Annotated in this window: 13 protein-coding genes and 5 pseudogenes; 4 read left to right on the forward strand and 14 right to left on the reverse strand. The window is 63.2% G+C overall.

Annotated features, from left to right (window positions below; all coding sequences use genetic code 11):
- Positions 1-2: 2 nt before the first annotated feature.
- The 4 genes and pseudogenes from C265_RS16525 to C265_RS16540 form a co-directional block, all read right to left on the reverse strand.
- Positions 3-1,187: pseudogene (locus C265_RS16525) on the reverse strand (MFS transporter); the annotation flags it as partial.
- Positions 1,175-3,010, reverse strand: a complete 1,836-nt coding sequence (locus C265_RS16530) for an IucA/IucC family siderophore biosynthesis protein (protein ID WP_246840218.1) — start codon at positions 3,008-3,010, stop codon at positions 1,175-1,177. The pseudogene C265_RS16525 and the gene C265_RS16530, both read right to left, overlap by 13 nt.
- A complete protein-coding gene (locus C265_RS16535) occupies positions 2,992-4,197 on the reverse strand; it encodes an ATP-grasp domain-containing protein (protein WP_037024451.1) in 1,206 nt (401 codons plus the stop codon). Before C265_RS16535 ends, C265_RS16530 begins: the two co-directional genes overlap by 19 nt.
- 184 nt (positions 4,198-4,381) lie before the next feature.
- The gene (locus tag C265_RS16540) at positions 4,382-6,505 is read right to left on the reverse strand and encodes a TonB-dependent siderophore receptor (RefSeq protein WP_010811961.1); all 2,124 of its coding nucleotides are present in this window, start codon (positions 6,503-6,505) and stop codon (positions 4,382-4,384) included.
- 545 nt (positions 6,506-7,050) lie between these two features.
- On the opposite strand from C265_RS16540, the pseudogene C265_RS31545 reads away from it, so the two are divergent.
- Positions 7,051-7,334, forward strand: a pseudogene (locus C265_RS31545) (DDE-type integrase/transposase/recombinase); the annotation flags it as partial.
- A gap of 148 nt (positions 7,335-7,482) precedes the next feature.
- Here the strand turns inward: C265_RS31545 and C265_RS16545 are convergent.
- Positions 7,483-8,090: pseudogene (locus C265_RS16545) on the reverse strand (DDE-type integrase/transposase/recombinase); the annotation flags it as partial.
- A gap of 80 nt (positions 8,091-8,170) precedes the next feature.
- Between C265_RS16545 and C265_RS16550 the strand changes: the two are divergent.
- Positions 8,171-9,319: an IS110 family transposase gene (locus C265_RS16550; protein WP_010811964.1), complete on the forward strand. Its 1,149-nt coding sequence runs from the start codon at positions 8,171-8,173 to the stop codon at positions 9,317-9,319.
- 339 nt (positions 9,320-9,658) lie between these two features.
- Here C265_RS16550 and C265_RS31550 read toward each other — a convergent pair.
- The 6 genes and pseudogenes from C265_RS31550 to C265_RS33205 form a co-directional block, all read right to left on the reverse strand.
- Positions 9,659-10,038: pseudogene (locus C265_RS31550) on the reverse strand (IS3 family transposase); the annotation flags it as partial.
- Between the two features lie 197 nt (positions 10,039-10,235).
- Complete coding sequence (locus tag C265_RS16560) at positions 10,236-10,967, reverse strand: DUF2182 domain-containing protein (protein WP_010811966.1); 732 nt, start codon at positions 10,965-10,967, stop codon at positions 10,236-10,238.
- Between the two features lie 82 nt (positions 10,968-11,049).
- A complete protein-coding gene (locus C265_RS16565) occupies positions 11,050-11,679 on the reverse strand; it encodes a DUF1326 domain-containing protein (protein ID WP_371258357.1) in 630 nt (209 codons plus the stop codon).
- Positions 11,680-12,136: 457 nt separating this feature from the next.
- Complete coding sequence (locus C265_RS16570) at positions 12,137-12,751, reverse strand: glycerol trinitrate reductase (RefSeq protein ID WP_010811968.1); 615 nt, start codon at positions 12,749-12,751, stop codon at positions 12,137-12,139.
- 64 nt (positions 12,752-12,815) lie between these two features.
- Positions 12,816-13,292: a sensor histidine kinase gene (locus tag C265_RS33200; protein WP_371258358.1), complete on the reverse strand. Its 477-nt coding sequence runs from the start codon at positions 13,290-13,292 to the stop codon at positions 12,816-12,818.
- On the reverse strand, positions 13,220-13,522 hold the full coding sequence (locus tag C265_RS33205; protein WP_371258362.1) for a hypothetical protein: 303 nt from the start codon (positions 13,520-13,522) through the stop codon (positions 13,220-13,222). Before C265_RS33205 ends, C265_RS33200 begins: the two co-directional genes overlap by 73 nt.
- Before the next feature lie 363 nt (positions 13,523-13,885).
- Between C265_RS33205 and C265_RS32915 the strand changes: the two are divergent.
- Positions 13,886-13,981 (forward strand): annotated as a pseudogene (locus C265_RS32915) (mercury transport protein MerC); the annotation flags it as partial.
- A 249-nt stretch (positions 13,982-14,230) separates the two neighbouring features.
- Here C265_RS32915 and C265_RS31565 read toward each other — a convergent pair.
- Together C265_RS31565 and C265_RS31570 are read right to left on the reverse strand one after the other, a co-directional pair.
- Complete coding sequence (locus tag C265_RS31565) at positions 14,231-14,533, reverse strand: hypothetical protein (protein ID WP_081050399.1); 303 nt, start codon at positions 14,531-14,533, stop codon at positions 14,231-14,233.
- A 656-nt stretch (positions 14,534-15,189) separates the two neighbouring features.
- Positions 15,190-15,453 carry a hypothetical protein gene (locus C265_RS31570; RefSeq protein ID WP_246840219.1) on the reverse strand — a complete coding sequence of 88 codons (264 nt, stop codon included), beginning with the start codon at positions 15,451-15,453 and terminating at the stop codon, positions 15,190-15,192.
- Positions 15,454-15,589: 136 nt separating this feature from the next.
- Here C265_RS31570 and C265_RS16585 point away from each other — a divergent pair, with 136 nt between their 5' ends.
- A complete protein-coding gene (locus tag C265_RS16585; protein ID WP_010811971.1) occupies positions 15,590-15,841 on the forward strand; it encodes a hypothetical protein in 252 nt (83 codons plus the stop codon).
- Positions 15,842-15,886: 45 nt separating this feature from the next.
- Here the strand turns inward: C265_RS16585 and C265_RS16590 are convergent, their stop codons facing one another.
- Complete coding sequence (locus C265_RS16590) at positions 15,887-16,825, reverse strand: GSU2403 family nucleotidyltransferase fold protein (protein ID WP_010811972.1); 939 nt, start codon at positions 16,823-16,825, stop codon at positions 15,887-15,889.
- Positions 16,826-16,966 lie beyond the last annotated feature (141 nt).

Genomic DNA, 16,966 nt, shown 5'->3' on the forward strand with positions numbered 1-16,966 from the left:
GATCAGAGTGTGCTCATCCGCTGTCTGGCGGTAAGGATCAGGTAAGCGACGGCCGGCGCAAGCAGCGCGGCGCCAAAGAGGTAAGGCGCACGCTGGCCGGACAGGCTGACTGCCGCACCGGCGGCAAGCCCGGCCACAACGCCACCCCATTTCGAACTGCTTTCGAACCAGCCGAAGGTCCGGCCGGCGTTGCCTGCGTGCACGACGCTTGCCACCAGCGCATGCAGCGCGATGAAGCCGACCGTCATGGCGGTGCCCATCAGCAGGCGCCAGGCCACCAGCGCCGGCAGGCCGAGCGGCGCCGCCTGTGCCAGCAGGGTGATCACCAGCGTGCCGTAGGCGGTGGCGAGCAGCCCCAGTGACGGGGTCAGCCCCAGCCGCCGTGACAGCAGCGGTGCTGCGGCCAGGTACACTAGGTGTGGCAGGCCGAACAGCAGCCCGGCCGTCGCCGCGGATATGGCAGGCATGCGCTGCTGCATGTCGGGGATGAAATACGGGAACGTCACGACGGTGGCAAACACGAACGCGAACTGCAGCACGTAGATCTGCCGGGGCGTGGCTGGTGCCGCGGCGGTTGTGCCGGCGGCGCGTGCAGCCGGACGCTTTGCGGCGCTGGCGGCCTCGCCCGCGGGCAACCATGCGATCAGTGCCGCGGCGACCAGCGGCAGCAACGCCAGCCAGCGGTACAGCACGATTGGCGACTCCGCCCCCATCCACAGGCCGAGGCAGGCGGGCGCCGCCACCAGCGCGGCGCGCGCCGACCACTGCATCGCCGTCAGGCTGCGTGTGAGCGTGGTGCCGCTGGCGACAGTTGCCAGGTAGGCATTGGATGCCGAGAAGGTGCCGCCCAGCACGCCCTGCAGCACGAGCGCCGCCAGGAAGGTAAACGAGTTGGTCGCGTAGCTGGCAAACAGGAAGCTTGCCGCCAGGCCCAGTTGCGCTCGCATCAGCAGCGGCTTCTTGCCGAAGCGGTCCGCGAGCTGGCCCCACCATGGCGCCGAGACCGCTGCCAGCAGCGTCGGCACCACGTAGAATGCGCCTGCAAGCCACGGCACGTCGTTATGCAGTGATCGCTGCAGGATCAGCGCGAAGAACGGCGGCATGCCCAACGCCGCGAAGGCGGCGATGAAATGGCACAACATGACCACCGCGACCACCTGTCGCGTGCCGGGACTCATGAAGCCACCCGGAGGAAGTTGGGCGCGCGCTTGCCGTAGAACTTGTTGACGTCGGTTGCGCCGGTCTGTGCCTTCTCCACCAGCGACGCCGCGGTCAGCAGGTACTTGAGGTGCAGGCGGTCGTCGTCGAGCAGCACCTGGCGCGCGAAGGCGCTGTCTTCGCCGGCGGCGGCTAGGTCGGCAAGCACGGCCTCCACATGGCGCCGCACGCGCGCGTAACCCGCGGCGGGATCGGTGCCGCGACGCTGCGCGAGGCCTTCCACCAGGGCTGCAATGTTGAGCTGCAGCGTGATGGTGACGAACATCTGCGCCAGCGGCAGCACATCGGTCACGCCGATGCGCTGGTCCTCCAGCCCGTCGAGACGGGCCGCCAGTGCCGGCCAGCGGCGCGCGAGCGTGCCGCGGTCGATGCGTGCGGCATCGTTGTCTTTGAGCAGCAGGCGCAAGCCATCGTCGCCATAGACCAGCATCGAATTCTGCTGGTTCGACTCCAGGGCAATGCCGTAGCGCAGCCACAGCGTCAGGTGCAGCTGCAGCGTGAGCGCCAGGTAGGCGTCAAACCAGGCATCGAGATCGCCGCCGTGGTAGCGGCCGGCGAGTTCCTCGGCCACGCACAGGCCGCCGGCGGCGTCCGCCAGCAGGCCGGCCACCGACACCACCGTGGCGTGCGACAGTTGCTGTTCGGGGTAGCGGCGCAGGATGTAGCCCAGGAACGGGCGCTGGTCCACATGGGCGCCGTTGGCTTCATCGGTGAACAGCACCCGTCCGTTGAGGCCCGGTTCACGCCGGACGATATCGCCAAGCAGCGACTGGATGCGGTGCCCGTCGCCGATGGTGCTGGGCTTGATGGTGCGGATATTCTTGGCGCCCAGGGTGCGGATCGTGAGCGGCAGCTTGACGTGCCAATCGGGTGCATCGAGCAGAATCAGCGAGCGCACCGACAGGGTGGGCGACACGCGCAGGTATGCGCGCGGAGCGCGGATGACGTGGCCGTCGAGCCCGGCTTCCGCCATGAAGCCGTCCAGGTGATGCTGCCACACGAACGGATGCACGGGCACCAGCGCATGCGACCGACCGAGCGCGGGATCGAGGCCGACATCGGCAAAATCCGGCCAGTTCGGCGGCAGCGTGCCGCCGCTGGGATGATGGCGCTCGCGCGGCACCGCCAGCCAGTTCAGCGCGAATGTCGGCTGGAATTCCGGCGCGTAGTGGGCGAGATCGCTGGCGGCAAAGCCAAGCTTGGCACGCGCAGTGGGGTAGTAGGGATGGTCGAGGAAGCCCGCAATGCGGTCGTAGTGCAGCATGCGCTGGTCCCACGCCGGCAGCGCGTGGCCGGCTGCGCTGTCCGGCTGCGCGAACCAACGCGCGCGTTCGGCCATCGCCGCCTTGCGGTGCTCGACTGCCTCACGGCATTCGTCGCCGTAAGCGTTGAACAGTCGTGCTTCTGCGGCATCAAGGTCGCCGGCAAATGCTGCCAGGATGGTGTCGACGTCATTCAGCGCGGAGAATGCGCCGGCCACTTCGCGCAATAGCGGCGGGCGGGCCAGGCGCCATTCCTGCATGTAGCGGGTGGGCTTGACCGGGATCCAGAGCGTGCCGGCGCCAAGGTGCGCCACGCGCAGCCACTGCTGGCTGGCGTCGAAGCCATGCGCAGTGGCGGCCGGTACGGCATCGGCACCGTGCAGCTCGCCGCGGCTGGCGCACGCGCGGACATCTTCGCGCAGCAAGGTGTCGACGACACGGATGCAAATATAGGCGGCATCCGGATCGGGCCCCGCGACGGACAGGTCCGGTTGGTCAGGCAGGCGCGCGGTCATTGTGCGATCTCCCATGCGAGCTTGCTGCTGGCCAGCTCCACCGCGGCGGCCAGACCCGTGGTGTCCGGGCCGCTGCCGCGCAGCACACCCAGGTAATCCTTGTTGGAGTTCGTCAGCTGGATGGCGTCGCCCACCTTGCGCAGGGGCTGGTAGGTCAGGCGCACGCCTTCGCCTTCATGCTGGCTGTGGGCGGGCGCATGCCGCAGCGTGCCTTCCGCCTGTGCCGTGAAATAGCGGATCCAGGCCGCCCGCTTCGGTACCTCGAGCGCCGGCAGCGCCTCGCCGAGGTGCAGGCGCAGGACCTGCTCGAACAGCGGGAACTGCAGCGTGTCGGACAACAGGAACTCGCGGTAATCGCCGATGCTGCGGTAGTTGATCTCGATGAGCCGCGGGCCTTTCGGGGTCAGCACGTATTCCGTGTGGCAGGCGCCGAAGCCGATGCCGAAGCGGCGGATGGTGTCCAGGACCTCGGCCTCGACCGAAGCGGGCAGGCCGGTGTCCCATACTGCTTCCAGTTCTACGAAGTACGGCGGCGGTGATAGCCTCACGCGGAAGCCGCCCAGCGCGCGGATCTCCTTGCCATCCCCCAGCGTCTCGAGCGTGTACAGCGGTCCCTCTAGGTATTCCTCAAGCAGCAGCGCCTGGCCCGGGTGCCGGGCCCAGATCGCGCCGCAATGCTCGGCCAATTCGGCATGGCTGCGCGCCAGGCTGACCTGCTGGCTGGCCACGCCTTCGCGCGGCTTGACGATGCAGGGCATCGGCACGTCGGCGAGGGCAGCCAGGCCGGTGGTATCGCAGACGACTGCGTGCCATAGGGTATCAATGCCCGACTCAGCCAGTCGCCGACGCATTTCTGCCTTGTTCTTGGCGGCATAGGCGACACGCCAGTCCTTACCCGGCAGTCCGAAGTAGTCTGCTACGATCGCGGCCGCAGTCTGTAGATGATCACTGTTGGAAAAGACTGCGCCGGGCTTGCCACCTCGTCTGGTGATGGCATCGATGGCTGCCAGCGGATTAAAGACATCGCACGGAACAATATCATCCGGGTAGGCGGGCAGCCCTACGCTAGCGAAGTGAGCGCGATGGGCATCGGCGCAATCAGTCAGCATGACCACGGATAGGCCTAGTGCTCGTGCGGCAGGCAAGAACCCTTCGTTGACGGGGGCAGTAGGGACGTGGGCGAGTACAAAGATCTCTTGCATCGATATCTAGCCTCAAGAAAATTCTTGAAATTAACTAATAGTAAAATACAAGTAAAAATGATTCGTATTTGCGATACGTGGTGGAATTTCATCGCGACAATGCGCTTATTGAGATGCCGGGGCTAGAGAAGGGACGGCCCCGAGAGCCGCCCCTAGTGGCCTATGGCCTCACCGTGAGGACGCTTTACATTCGGTAGCGCAGCGTCGCCATCACGCTGCGCGGGGCACCCGGCATGTTCAGGTTGGGGCTGGTGCCATGCGCGGACACGATGTAGCCCTTGTCGAACAGGTTGTACAGGTTCAGCTGTGCCTCGAAGGCGCCGCGGCGGTACCAGGCCATCGCATCGGCGGTGACATAGCCGGGCAGCGTCACGGTGTTCAGCGGGTCGGCATAGCGCGCGCCCACCAGGTTCAGGCCGGCGCCAACGCCGAAGCCGTGGCCCAGGTCCTTGGTCAGCCACGCGTTGCCGGAGTGGCGCGGCGTGATGGTGGCGCGCTTGCCCTGCAGCGCGGCGGTGGACTTGGTGACGGTGGCATCCAGGTAGGCGTAGCCGGCCAGCATGCGCCAGCCGCCGCCGAGTTCAGCCGCGCCGGAGATCTCGATGCCGTCGGTGCGCTGTTCGCCGATCGGTAGCAGCGCCGTGTTGGTAGCGTTGGCGATCTTGATATTGCTGCGCTCCAGCCTGAACACCGAGATCGTCGTGCTCGCCTTGCCGTTCAGCCAGTCGTACTTTGCGCCCACCTCGGTGTTGTTGGTGGTCTCCGGTGCCAGGTCGGCATTGTTGGCCGCCAGCGCGAAAGCCTCGCCGGAGGGCTGGAACGACTTGCTCCAGGACACGTAGTACGACTGCGACTTCGACGGCTGCCACACCAGGCCGGCGCGCGGGCTCCAGGCGGTGTCGGTGCGCGACAGGTCGCGCTGGCCTGCGATCCGGTTCTTGGTCTCTTGCTGGAAGTTGTCGTAGCGCACCCCGACCAGCGCCTTCCACTGCTCGCTGAACTTGATCATGTCCTGGGTGTAGAACGCCAGGGTGTCGAACACGCCGAGGTTCGAGGTCGTTGGGTTGCCCGGCGCCTTCAGCGGCAGTGTCTTCAGCACCGGGTTGAACAGGTCGAACACCGCCGGGCGGCCGTTGGCGCCGAGCACTGGCTTGGTGTTGTTGACCTGGTCCTTGTTCTGCTGCCCGATCTCCATGCCGTACAGGAACTCGTGCTCGATGCCCAGGAAGGTGGCCTTCTGGGTCAGGTCGGTCTGGTTGAACCAGCCATGTTCCTCGCGGCGGACATTGCCGTGGTTCATGGTGAGGGTGCGCGCCGCTTCGTTGACGGCGCTGGTCAGCGTGTTGTTGCGGTCCAGAGAGTAGTGGTAGTAGCGCGTGGCGTTGCGGATCGACCAGTTCTCGTTGAAGCGGTGGTTGATCGTGGCGGTGCCCGAGAACACGCGCGACTGCGAGTAGTCGGCATCGCGCGCGTTGGCCGCGCCGTAGTAGCGCGAGGCCGGCACGTTGACCGGGCGGCCCTGGTAGGCCGGGATGCCGAAGTCGGTGACGCGGCGGTCTTCGAGGTAGTCGGCCTGGAACAGCACGGTGGTCTCGGGCGCCACGCGCAGCTCGAGCGACGGCGCGATCGCCTTGCGGTCCAGGAACTGCTGCGAGCGGTAGCTATTGGCCTTTTCCACGGCACCGGTGATGCGGAACGCGGCGGCGCCGTCGGCGAACACGCGGCCGACGTCGGCCTCGGCGCGGCGGTCTGCCCACATGCCGTAGCTCAGCGCGAAATCGGTGACGTCGATGCCAGGCTTCTTGGTAACGCGGTTGATCAGGCCACCGGCCGAGCCGCGCCCGTACAGCACCGCCGCCGGGCCCTTGACCACTTCGACGCGGTCCACGTTAGACAGGTCGCGGAAGTACAGCGCGTCATCGCGGATGCCATCGACAAACTGGTCGGCGATCGCGGTGAAGCCGCGGATCGAGACCTGATCGCGCTGGCCGTCGCCATGCGAGAACGACACCCCCGGCACGTTCTTCAGTGCGTCCTGCATCGACGTGGCGTGTTGGTCGCGCATCACCTCGGCGGTGACCACGTTGACGGTCTGCGGAACATCGCGCAGCGGCGCTTCGGTCTTGGTCGCGCTGACTGCGTTGGGCGGGTTGTAGCCGGCGCCCAGCTCGCGGCTGACATCGGCCTTGACGGTGACCTCGGGCAGCTGCGTCGCTGCCGCTGGTGTCGCCTGCGACCAAGCTGCGATCGGTTGAAAAATGAAGGTCCCTGCTACCGCGGCAGAGATCGGGTGAAGTCTTATTCTCATTCTGCTGCTCAAGTTTTGTAATGATTCGTAATAATTTATCGCAAACGCGACGCATTATCATTTGCGTTTGCTAGATTGGTCAACACTTCCTTGACCCAATCGGGGGACAGCTGTCGCAATTCACGGGACGACCTTGCCTAAGAGCAGTATGGTGCACATCGATCCGGCCTGGCGGCCGCCCTACAGACTCGCGTCTTGGCCACTCTATGGTGTAGCTTGGCCGGCCAAGTGCACTCTGCCGGGTGGCCGCACGCCAGGCAGTTCGACGTGGACAAAAAGCTGCCAGGCAAATAGCCGAGCTGCGGTACCTGGCTTCGAAATGGATCGGAAGGAGTCAGCCAACGGCTTGTGAGAGCTAATCCGGCATGGCGGCTTACGACACATCGGCCGTAACGCCAGTTCGCGAGCGAGCGGGATACATAGCCTTACAAGGCTCTCAACCGCGAAGGTCAACCGTGAAAACCCACTGCCGTTACAGGAGGTAACCAGCTTTAGGTTCTGCACATACCAAACAGGGCGAGAACGCTCTAAGGTATTGGCAGCATTCGACGGACATCACTTACATCTGGACCGACAAGGGCTGGCTGCATCTGGCCGTCGTGCTGGACCTGTTTAACCGGGAAGTCGTCGGTTGGGCGATCAAGCCGCGCATGACGGCGGACATCGTGTACGGACGCGCTTACGATGGCGTGGTTCCGACGCAGGCCAGAACCCGACGCGATGCATCACTCGGACCGCGGTCGCGCAGTATGGAAGTCACGACTTCCAGCGCAAGCTGGCGGAATATGGCATGCACTGCTCGATGAGCCGCAAAGGAAATTGTTGGGACACTCAGTCCAAAATACGTTTCGAACGTCGGACCGATCTGACCCGTGCTGGGATTGGCCGAGCTGCCTTGGCGTTGACCTGTCGATCGGGTTCCGGCGTTCCCCGAATGTTGCTGGATTTGCCCCCGTGTCCCGGACACGGTCACACCCTTAGGCTGATAAGGCCATCGCACGTCTGAACTCCCGCGGCGAGCGGTAATTCAGGGCGCTATGGGGTGCTGCTCGTTGTAATGCTCAAAGGCGATGGCCAGATTGCGAACGGCCGTCTCGGCATCAGGCTTTGGCATGAGGGCGACGTAGTCGCGCTTCATGGTCTTCACGAAGCTCTCGGCCATCCCGTTGCTCTGCGGGCTGCAGACCGGCGTGGTCAGCGGCTTCAAGCCGATGGCCGACGCAAACGCCCTGGTCTTGTCGGCCGTGTAGCCCGAGCCGTTATCGGTCAGCCATTCAATTTCCGTCGGCGTCTTCAGCGCGTTTCCAAAGCGATTCTCGACGGCGACCAACATCACGTCGCGGACCACGTCACCGCTATGCCCACCTGTGGTCGCCGCCCAGCTCATCGCCTCGCGGTCGCAGCAGTCCAGGGCGAACGTCACGCGCAATGGCTCGCCGTTGTCGCAACGGAACTCAAAGCCGTCAGAGCACCAGCGCTGATTGGCTTTCTCTACAGCAACCTTGCCGTCATGCCGGCGCTGAGGCCTCGGTGGAACCGCTCTGCGTTGCGACAGCAGGCCGTGCACACGCATGACCCGATAGATACTATGGAAGGGCTGGCCCAAGTAAGCCCCTGGAGTAAAACGAGGATTCGGATAACCCGTTTTTCGAAAGGAGCATGCAAATGAATGCGCCTGAAACAGCCCTTCAAGGACAGGATACGGCAGTCATCGGTCGGCTGTACATAGCCTTTGAATTGGGCGAGAAGAGCTGGAAGCTGTCGTTGGGTGACGGCGTGCACGCGCCGAGCCGGTGCACGGTCGCGGCAAGTGATATGGCGTCGGTGCTAACAGCGATCTCGAAGGCCAAGGCACGTTGCGGCCTGGCCGGGCAAGCGCCGGTGCGCAGTTGCTACGAGGCTGGCCGTGACGGCTTCTGGTTGCACCGCTGGCTCACGGAGCAAGGTACCCATAACCTGGTGGTCGATTCGGCCAGTATTGAAGTCAACCGCCGTGCACGGCGCGCCAAGACGGACCGACTCGACGGTGACAAGCTGCTGTCGATGTTGATGCGTTACCACGCTGGCGAGCGGCGGGTCTGGGCAGTCGCGCGGGTCCCAACACCAGAGCAGGAAGATGAGCGGCGTTTGCACCGCGAGCTCGGGCGGCTCAAACAGGAACGCACGGCCCACAGCAACCGGGTTCGTTCGCTGCTGATATTGCATAACCTGCGGGTCGCCCACATCGGTGACCGCCTTTGGAAGCCATGGTGGAACGAACATGGCCCGCAACTGCCCCCTGGCTTGCGTGCCGAGATCGAGCGCGAAGTCGTGCGACTGGCGCTGGTGAAAACGCAGATCAAGACAATCGAAGCCCAGCAGCGCGAGGCGGTGAAGCTCAGCGCGCAGCCAGCCATCGCGCTGCTCGCGCGGCTCAGCGGGATCGGCGTGGGCAGCTCCTGGCTCCTGGTCAAGGAGCTGTTTGGCTGGCGGCGCTTTCACAACCGGCGCGAAGTCGCAGGTTGCCTCGGACTGGCGCCGACGCCCTACAGCAGCGGCGAAAGCCAGGTCGAGCAAGGCATCAGCAAGGCGGGCAACAAACGAGCGCGCTGGCTGATGATTGAACTGGCCTGGAGCTGGTTACGCTACCAGCCAACGAGTCATCTCACGCAATGGTTCAATGAGCGCTTTGCGCCAGGCGGCAAGCGCACGCGGCGCGTCGGTATCGTTGCACTCGCCCGCCGACTGGCGATTGCCCTGTGGCGCTATCTCGAGTACGGCGAGATTCCCTCCGGGGCAAGCCTCAAACCAGTAGCGAAGGGATGCCGGCCTTGAGCGTGTCAGGGCTAAGCGGGTAACGATAGCAGGTCAGCGCGCCCGTAAACGGGTCGGGCTACCTCTGCCGGGTAGCCGTCGTTTTAGATGGGGCGCGCAGGTAACAGGGGCAGTTCCAGCGCTTTGCGCATGTGGTATGTGGTGCCCGGCCCTGCGCCGGCACGGATAGAAGATAGTCCGGGCAGTAGCCCGGGCCATTGAGCACCCCGACCTCCGGCTTCGTGCCGCGTCAGTTCGCGAACGAAAATTAATGGCTTGCAAGGAGGAAGAGTATCGCGCCCCAGATATGCCTGCGACTGAAATCCAATACTGAAGGGGCTTGACAACCTCGCCCCCATAGAAGACCCGTTTTACGTTGACGGGCGGTGCACTATGGCGCTCGCGCTCCCTGCGCAGTACACCCCAGACCCGGCGATAGCCGTAGCTGGGCAGATGCGCGACCGCATTGCGAATCTCCTCAACCAACCCTGCATCATCGGTTTGCCCGGCGCCGCGCCCATCCTGCCAATCTGCAGGACGGGTCAGCTTCTCTGCCACATTCGAGCGCGCTACACCGAGAACTTCGCAGACCCTCTTCACAGGTCGTCCCCCGGCAATGAGGGTGAGCGCGCAATCCATTTTCGCGACTTCATCACCTCCACTGCCTCGCGCAGAATCTCGTTCTCCATGGTCTTCTTGCCCAGCAGGCGTTGCAGCTCACGAACTTGCTTGAGCGCATCCTGTGTCCGGAGATTCAGGGGGCCGCTCCACCAACCTTGGGAAACATCCGGTTCATGAAGGGTGATCGTCGCGGACGCCGCAGCCCATGCCGGCTGTTGAAACCTGAACCGGATTGGCACGTATTGGTGGGCGGAATGACCGCCAATACGGCTTGAAAGCATCGGGGAACTGAATCGGCATCTAGTCGAGGCTGCGATCAACGAACGCCCGCCAGGTACCACGCCCCCAGCACAATCATTGCGACGCCACCTACACGCGCCACACAGGTACCGCCGGGGCCCAGTTTTTCCAACATGACAAGCAGCGCCAGGATCGCTACCCAGAGCAATGTCATCACGCCGCTGACGAACAGCACGCACATCAGCGCCCAGCAGCAGCCGAGGCAAAATGCACCATGGCGCACTCCCATTTCCAGCGCGCCACGCTTCCCGTCGCGCCAATGCGTCATCAGAAATCCGAGCGGACTACGGCAATGCATCAGGCATGCTCGCTTGAGCGGCGTCAACTGATAGGCACCGGCCACGAAAAGGATCATGCCCCCGGCCTCTCGGCTTGACATGGCCATCGCTGGCGACAGCATTGCGGCCTCGTGCATCGCCCATTGCGCGATTGTCGCGCACGCGCTGAAGGCAACCCACACGGCCAGATAGCCTAGGCCGAAGAGCAGAACGATCAGCGGCACTCGATGGCTATCGAGCCGTGCGTGCAGTCCTGCGTAAAGCAGCAAGACCGGCGCCGCCGATGCCGTCATCATGGCTGCCATCATGACGATCCACATCGCGAAGGTGAAGAAGACGTCAGCGCGCGTCCAGGCCCTTGGCTCGGACATGCCCATCTCGGCCATCATCGTGTCGTACTGGATAGCCGAAGCCATCTGATGATCGAGATAAAAAAGATAACCCCATGCCAGCGCCGTGATGGCAACCATACAGGCCCACACGAGTAGACGGTCGCAGCCAGGGAGTTCTGCGACCGGTCCGGAATCTGGGAGCCGAGCGGAGGTTGCCGGCTTAGGCGCTCTGCCAGGCAAACGGAGCATATTGACCATTGTTCCGCCCGCTGACATCGTCCCAGTCGATGCCCAGCGCGTGAACATGACTGTACGAGGCACGGGCAAGTGCGAATCGATTGGCGGCGGGGTGGCCTGTGTTGTCGAAATGCAGCGGCTCGGTGGCCTCGGGGTTCATGCCCATCGCGCCTTCAGCAGCCATATCGACTTGATTGGTCGACGTGACAGACCACTTGCGCCCATCCCGGTCAAAGCGGATCGCTGCAGGCTCGACGCCGACGAACGATGTGACGAGGGGCGCAAGCGCCGCCATGGGCCCTCCGGCGCTACCGCTGGCAATCGCCGTGATTGCACCGCGTTGGGCATTACTGGCCCGCTCGTCGGCAATGACGCCCACGGACCAGTTTCCCTTGACCATCGCATCTGGCGTCGACCCGAGCACGATGAATCCTAGGCCGTCAAGTGAAAGTCCGTCGTAATGGCCGTGCTCGATCTCGAATGCCATGGCGAATTTGCACGAGCCCTTGCTCGGTCTAACTGCCAGCTGGCCAGGCAGGCATGGGCAGATGAAATCACAATTACACGTCTCATAGTATTGACCTCTGATGTTCCAAGTCGGGGATGCCATCATCTGCCTCCTTACTAAATTGATGCGCACATATGTTGGCTGAGCGGGCGGCAACGTGCGCCGCCGTCGATGCAACCAGCGAGGCGCCCTTCCGGCCTGCAGCGACCAGTCGAGGATTCGACTTGACTATAGATGAATGGCACCCCGACGCAACGTAATCGGCGGCCGACGAGATCAGGCCCACAATGGGTACTTATCCAGATTTGACAGTGGCTTTGCCAGCCCACTGGCAAGGTCCGCGGAGCGCATTTCGGGGCGCACCTTGGTTCAACGCCTTTTGGCGCCAGAGGCTGCCCCGATCTGCGTGTGCATTCTTCACATCGTGCCGTCATGCCCGATGCGGGCCGACCGAACGCGATCATGTCGGCGCGCCCGTCGGCAATCGCCTGCTCCGCGGATGCTCCATCATAGCCGCCCGCCAGCATCAGCACGCCGCGGTACTCGGCTCGCACTGTGTGGATCATGCTGTCCCAGCGCGGGTCGGCAACTTCGTCATGACCGTGCCGACCATCGCCGGCTCTACCAGGTGCAGATAGGCTAGCGGCCAGGCATCGAGACTGCGTGCGATGTGGCCGAAGGTGGCTTCGGGCGTGGCATCGCCCGTCCGCATGAAGCGGCCCATCGGCGTGAGCCGTACGCCCACGCGTCCTGCGCCGATCTCCGCCGTCACGGCATCGACCACTTCCAGCAGAAAGCGTGCGCGGTTCTCGATGCTACCGCCGTAGGTGTCGGCGCGGTGGTTGCTTTCCGAGTTGATGAACTGGTCCAGAAGGCAGCCATTGCCCGCGTGGATCTCCACGCCGTCCATGCCCGCTTCCATGGCATTGCGCGCGGCCTGGAGGTAGTCTTGCACGATGTCTGCGATGCCCTCGGCAGTCAGTGCCTGCGGCGTTGGGATTTCGCTCCACACGCCATTGCCTTCCGCGTCGGCGATAAAGGTCTTGCCGGGCACGGGCAGCGCGCTGGGTCCCACCGGCAGCGCGCCGCCAGGCTGGAATGACGGGTGCGATACACGGCCTACATGCCACAGTTGCAGGAAGATTCGGCCGCCTTCGGCATGCACGGCGTCGGCCACGGCACGCCAGCCTTCGACCTGCTCGGCGGTGTGGATGCCGGGTGGTCACCGTTGCCCTGGATCGCTATGGCCCGCTGGCCGTTCCAGCGTAATCAGTTGGGATGGCGTGGCGCGGGACAGGCGAGACCTCCCAGCTGACAGATCTGGCCATTTCCCTGTTCCGCATCACACAGGAAGCGCTGACGAACGTTGCGCGCCACGCCAAAGCGAACGAAGTATCCGTAAGCCTCTCAGCGGTCTGGCGCATAGGCCTGGTGGACGCCAGCGGCAAACCATCGATGATCACCTGCAGGCCGTCCTGCCAGCCCGGAACCGGTGAGCGCGGCGTAAGGACCGAACCCGAGTCGCGGACAATCGCTTCTACGACCGCCAGGCCGAGCCCGCTGCCTTTCGCTGTAGTCGCGCCGCGCTCGAACGGTTTCGTCAGACGCTCAAGTTCATCGTCCGGCATCACTGGCCCTTGATTCCTTACGCTGAGCGTTCCGGTGTACCGACAGCACAATCCCCACCGGTTTCCCGGGCGCACCGTGCTTGAGCGCATTTTTCGACCAGATTGCGCACGACTATGGCGAATGCGTCCGGCTCGATCCACGACGGCGCGGGCTGGTCGGGCAGGTCGAGTTGGATCGGCTTCCCAGATGCAACGCGCCGAAGATCCTCGACGACAAGTTCCAGTACCGGGCGCAGATCCTGCGGCGCGTGCGCAACTCGTGCCTGCGAGGTTGCTGCTTCCAGTTGTCGAGCATTGCGCGGTCCGTTCGATTGTCGCATGGCGGATTCCAAAGCGCGGGCTTGGCTCGCCAGCGATGAACATGCCGCTGCGAGGTTTGCCGGCATCTGTGCTTCCGCGACCTGGGCATTGGTGATCTGTGCCTGATACTGACGGTTCTCGGCAGCGAGGCGCGGAAGGAATGCATGCTCCTGTGCAGGACCTGGGCGCCCCGTTCCCGATGTTCGAGACTGTTCCGTTCGCTGCCGTCATGATCGGTGTACCCCGATAGTCAGCATCGATCTTGCGTATACGGGGTGCTCTTGCCGATCCGGCATTTGGTCACATAGGCTGGGGTCGACCGCCAGTGTTCATGGGGAGCCACTGCTGATCGTAGCAAACGCGGGCGTAAGACCACGTGACGGATCACGCGCCTGGTCAACAAGGCGGGGGCGCTCGGCCGCATCGTCTTGGCGCTGGGTTGCGGGAGCTGCTTTCCCGCGATCGCCAGCCTGGGCGCGCTTATGTATGGGTTTTCAGCGATTTCTCGACCGGTTTTGTCGAAATCGATTCGGCCCTTTGTCGGGAATTTACTTGTGTCGGCCACGCGATTGCAGCGCCTTCCCGGCCGCTGCATTGAAGAGCTGATTGACGATGGCCGGCGGCGTGCCCGCGGGTGCCGCTCGGCCCCGTTCATCCCAGCGCGACAAGATCCCGGAGTTGGTTGTTGCGCCAGTAGCCACTGGCTGGCACGCCTTCGCTACGGGCTACTAGTTTGAACGCGCGCCATCGGTGTACGGATCGCGAGTTCGCGTGCGAGCCCCGTCAGTAAAGGTGTCGCGCTTGCCCTGGTTGGCACCTTCGGTGTACGGATCGGGCGTTGACTGGCGCGCGCGCGCGGCGGGTTGGCTCCCCTTGCTACGACTTGATAGTTTTTTTGCGCCATCAGTGTATGGATCGAATGTGCCGGATTTTGCACCATCGGTATAAGGATCCGGCGTTTTCTGCGCATATACGGACACGGAGGCCGCCGAGGCGACAACAAGCAATGTCATCACGAGTTTCCTATTCATTTCCTGCTCCTGCGTGTATGAGGTGATCGTTGCCGCGCTCGATAGCGGTGACCTCGTCCAGCCTTTGCACAGTGCTTCGACTGACGCTTTTAAGATAGTCGGGCACGGGGTTCCTGGATTGACGCGCATCAAGCTAGGGCGAAGTGGAGCGACATAGCGATTGACCTGCGGAGGCGGCAGGCCAAGCCCAACCTAGCGCGACGGATCGATGCGCCGATCAGAAATCGCCGCGCGCGCAGCGGGAATGGGCATGCAACTTTGGTTGTAACGCTGACAGCGAACTCGTCCATCGCTATCACCGTCGATACTAGGTCGACCAGCCCCAGTTCCTGCTCTGGATTGCGTAGATCGATGCGCTTGATCGTCGTCCAGGCCAACCGGTAGAAGCCCGCGAACTGACGCAACGACAACCTTGCAGAGTCGCACTACGCTAACCGCTAACCGAGTCGTGACCCGCGCAGTGGGCGCGAGCCAGTCCAGACGCTCCAGCTTTGGGCCACATCGCCGACAAGCTAGACGAAGCCGCGGCAATCGGCGAGGAAGCAGCCATGAGTTTCTTTAGCATTTAACATAAAAAGATCACCGAAAACGCTAGGAACTTCGTTGTGGGCAGGGGTAGGTGGCCCAGGGCTGTTGGAGGCCGGGCGGCCCGCCCCTCAGTCAACTGTCGGCGAGCGGTCGGCGGTAATGGGGACAAGGTCAAAACGGGCGACTGCATAAAGTGCATTGCACGCCCAGACTTCTTCGCCGCCCCTGTAGAAGGCGACCCATTTGCCGTCGCTGACGCAGTGCGCGCCAGGGAAAACTTCGGCATGACCGTTGCCACCGTCCAGCGGTAAGGGCGCGCGGGGCACGGCCCAGTAGTGGTCGCTCGGTAAGGCTTCGATCGATTTCCAGGTCATTCTTTTCATCACCGCCATGCGGCGTCACGTGACGCACGACTTCGCCGCCGCGGCGAAACGGACTGTGTCAATCCTCCAAAGGCGTTACACCGTGGCGAGACGGCCTCGTGTAGGCTCACTGCCAATCCACTCATGTTTGTACAGTAATTTCGCCATGGCGCAGTACCTCTCCATTGCCGTTCGAGCGTTCGGCGTCGGCGCCATCATTGTGATCATCGCCGTTGTCTCGCGGAAAGTCTATCTGCAGGCCGCAGAAGATGGCTTTGTCCGCGCTGACCAGGAACCCGCAGCTACGATGATGGTGCGGTGTGAGGTGATGCACAGCCGCCTGCAACGTCGGCATATTGCCGAAGACGCAGCGAATGCTGACGAGATGCTGCCGCGTTCGCGGTGTCTGGAGTCCTGAATTTCCGAATTCGTGGCGAGGGTCCATCGGCAGACGGCTCGCTCGCTAAACACCGAGTTGGAAGCGATTGGCGAGTTCTTCGACGATCAAAGCCTGTAGTCTGTCGCGGGAAACCTTGAGTGGATCGCGATCCGCGGTCGATGCCATCCAACGCTTGAAGTCGACAAACGCGGTTGGACTGATAGTTGTCATCCGAGCCATCCGTCCGGTCACGGAAACGATGGGCGCCGAGAATGGAGGCGACCCCAGCAGGACATTCGCGCGTCGCGCTTGGACTGCCCAGAGGTCGTCTTCATCGTCGGTCAACTGAAGCGGGTGGGGGTCAAGATCTGCGGCCTCACGGCGCAGGATGTCCACCTCAAAACCCTTTGCGTTCACTGCCGTAAAGAGTTGGTCATCCCGAATCTCGAATGTGCTATCTACCTTGCGTAGAACATCCAGCATCGACAGGTCCAGATTCTTCATTCGAGAGGCAAACAGGAGGCGTTTCCGCGTATCCCAAAGGAGATCGACGTCGCGAGTTGCGAGCGCGCGTTCTTGCAAGCGAACTCCGGCCGCGGCTTCGTATGCGTATAGGGCATGTGTCCCGATGACGATGAAGTGTTCGGCGATATTGAGCCGAGTCATCACGTGAAGGATGGCCACGAGGATGTCCGGCGCCCGGCCGACGTGGACCGCGCGGTTCAAGCGCCGATGTCGGTCAAGCTCGTCAGTGAGTGTCTTAAGCCTGTTTTCGGCGGCTTCTTTACGCGTGATGAACCGCGAGTACAGGTCCTCGGTCTTTTCGGAGCGCGGCCCAAGGCTTTTCTGTTTGTTGTCGACGCCGGTCCTAATGAGGTACTCGCGGCCTTTTGTGGTTCGCCAGAGCATGCCACCGCGGACTTCTGCGGCCTTGGCACGCGCAGATTCCCACGCTTCGAATACCGCCTTAGCGTCGATATACTGGCGCAGCGCGTCCTCGTCCAACTCGATCCATGGATCCATATCGCTTCAGTACAAAACAGCCATATTGCAATTTTATACTGAAACATCATGGATGTGGCTCAGGCGGCGCCTGCATTAGTCCGCTCGCGCAGCTTCACCATCGACAGCACCCCCGGCAAGGGGTTTTGCCTAGTCGTGCAA

Source organism: Cupriavidus sp. GA3-3 (genome assembly GCF_000389805.1).
Taxonomy (GTDB): domain Bacteria; phylum Pseudomonadota; class Gammaproteobacteria; order Burkholderiales; family Burkholderiaceae; genus Cupriavidus; species Cupriavidus necator_D.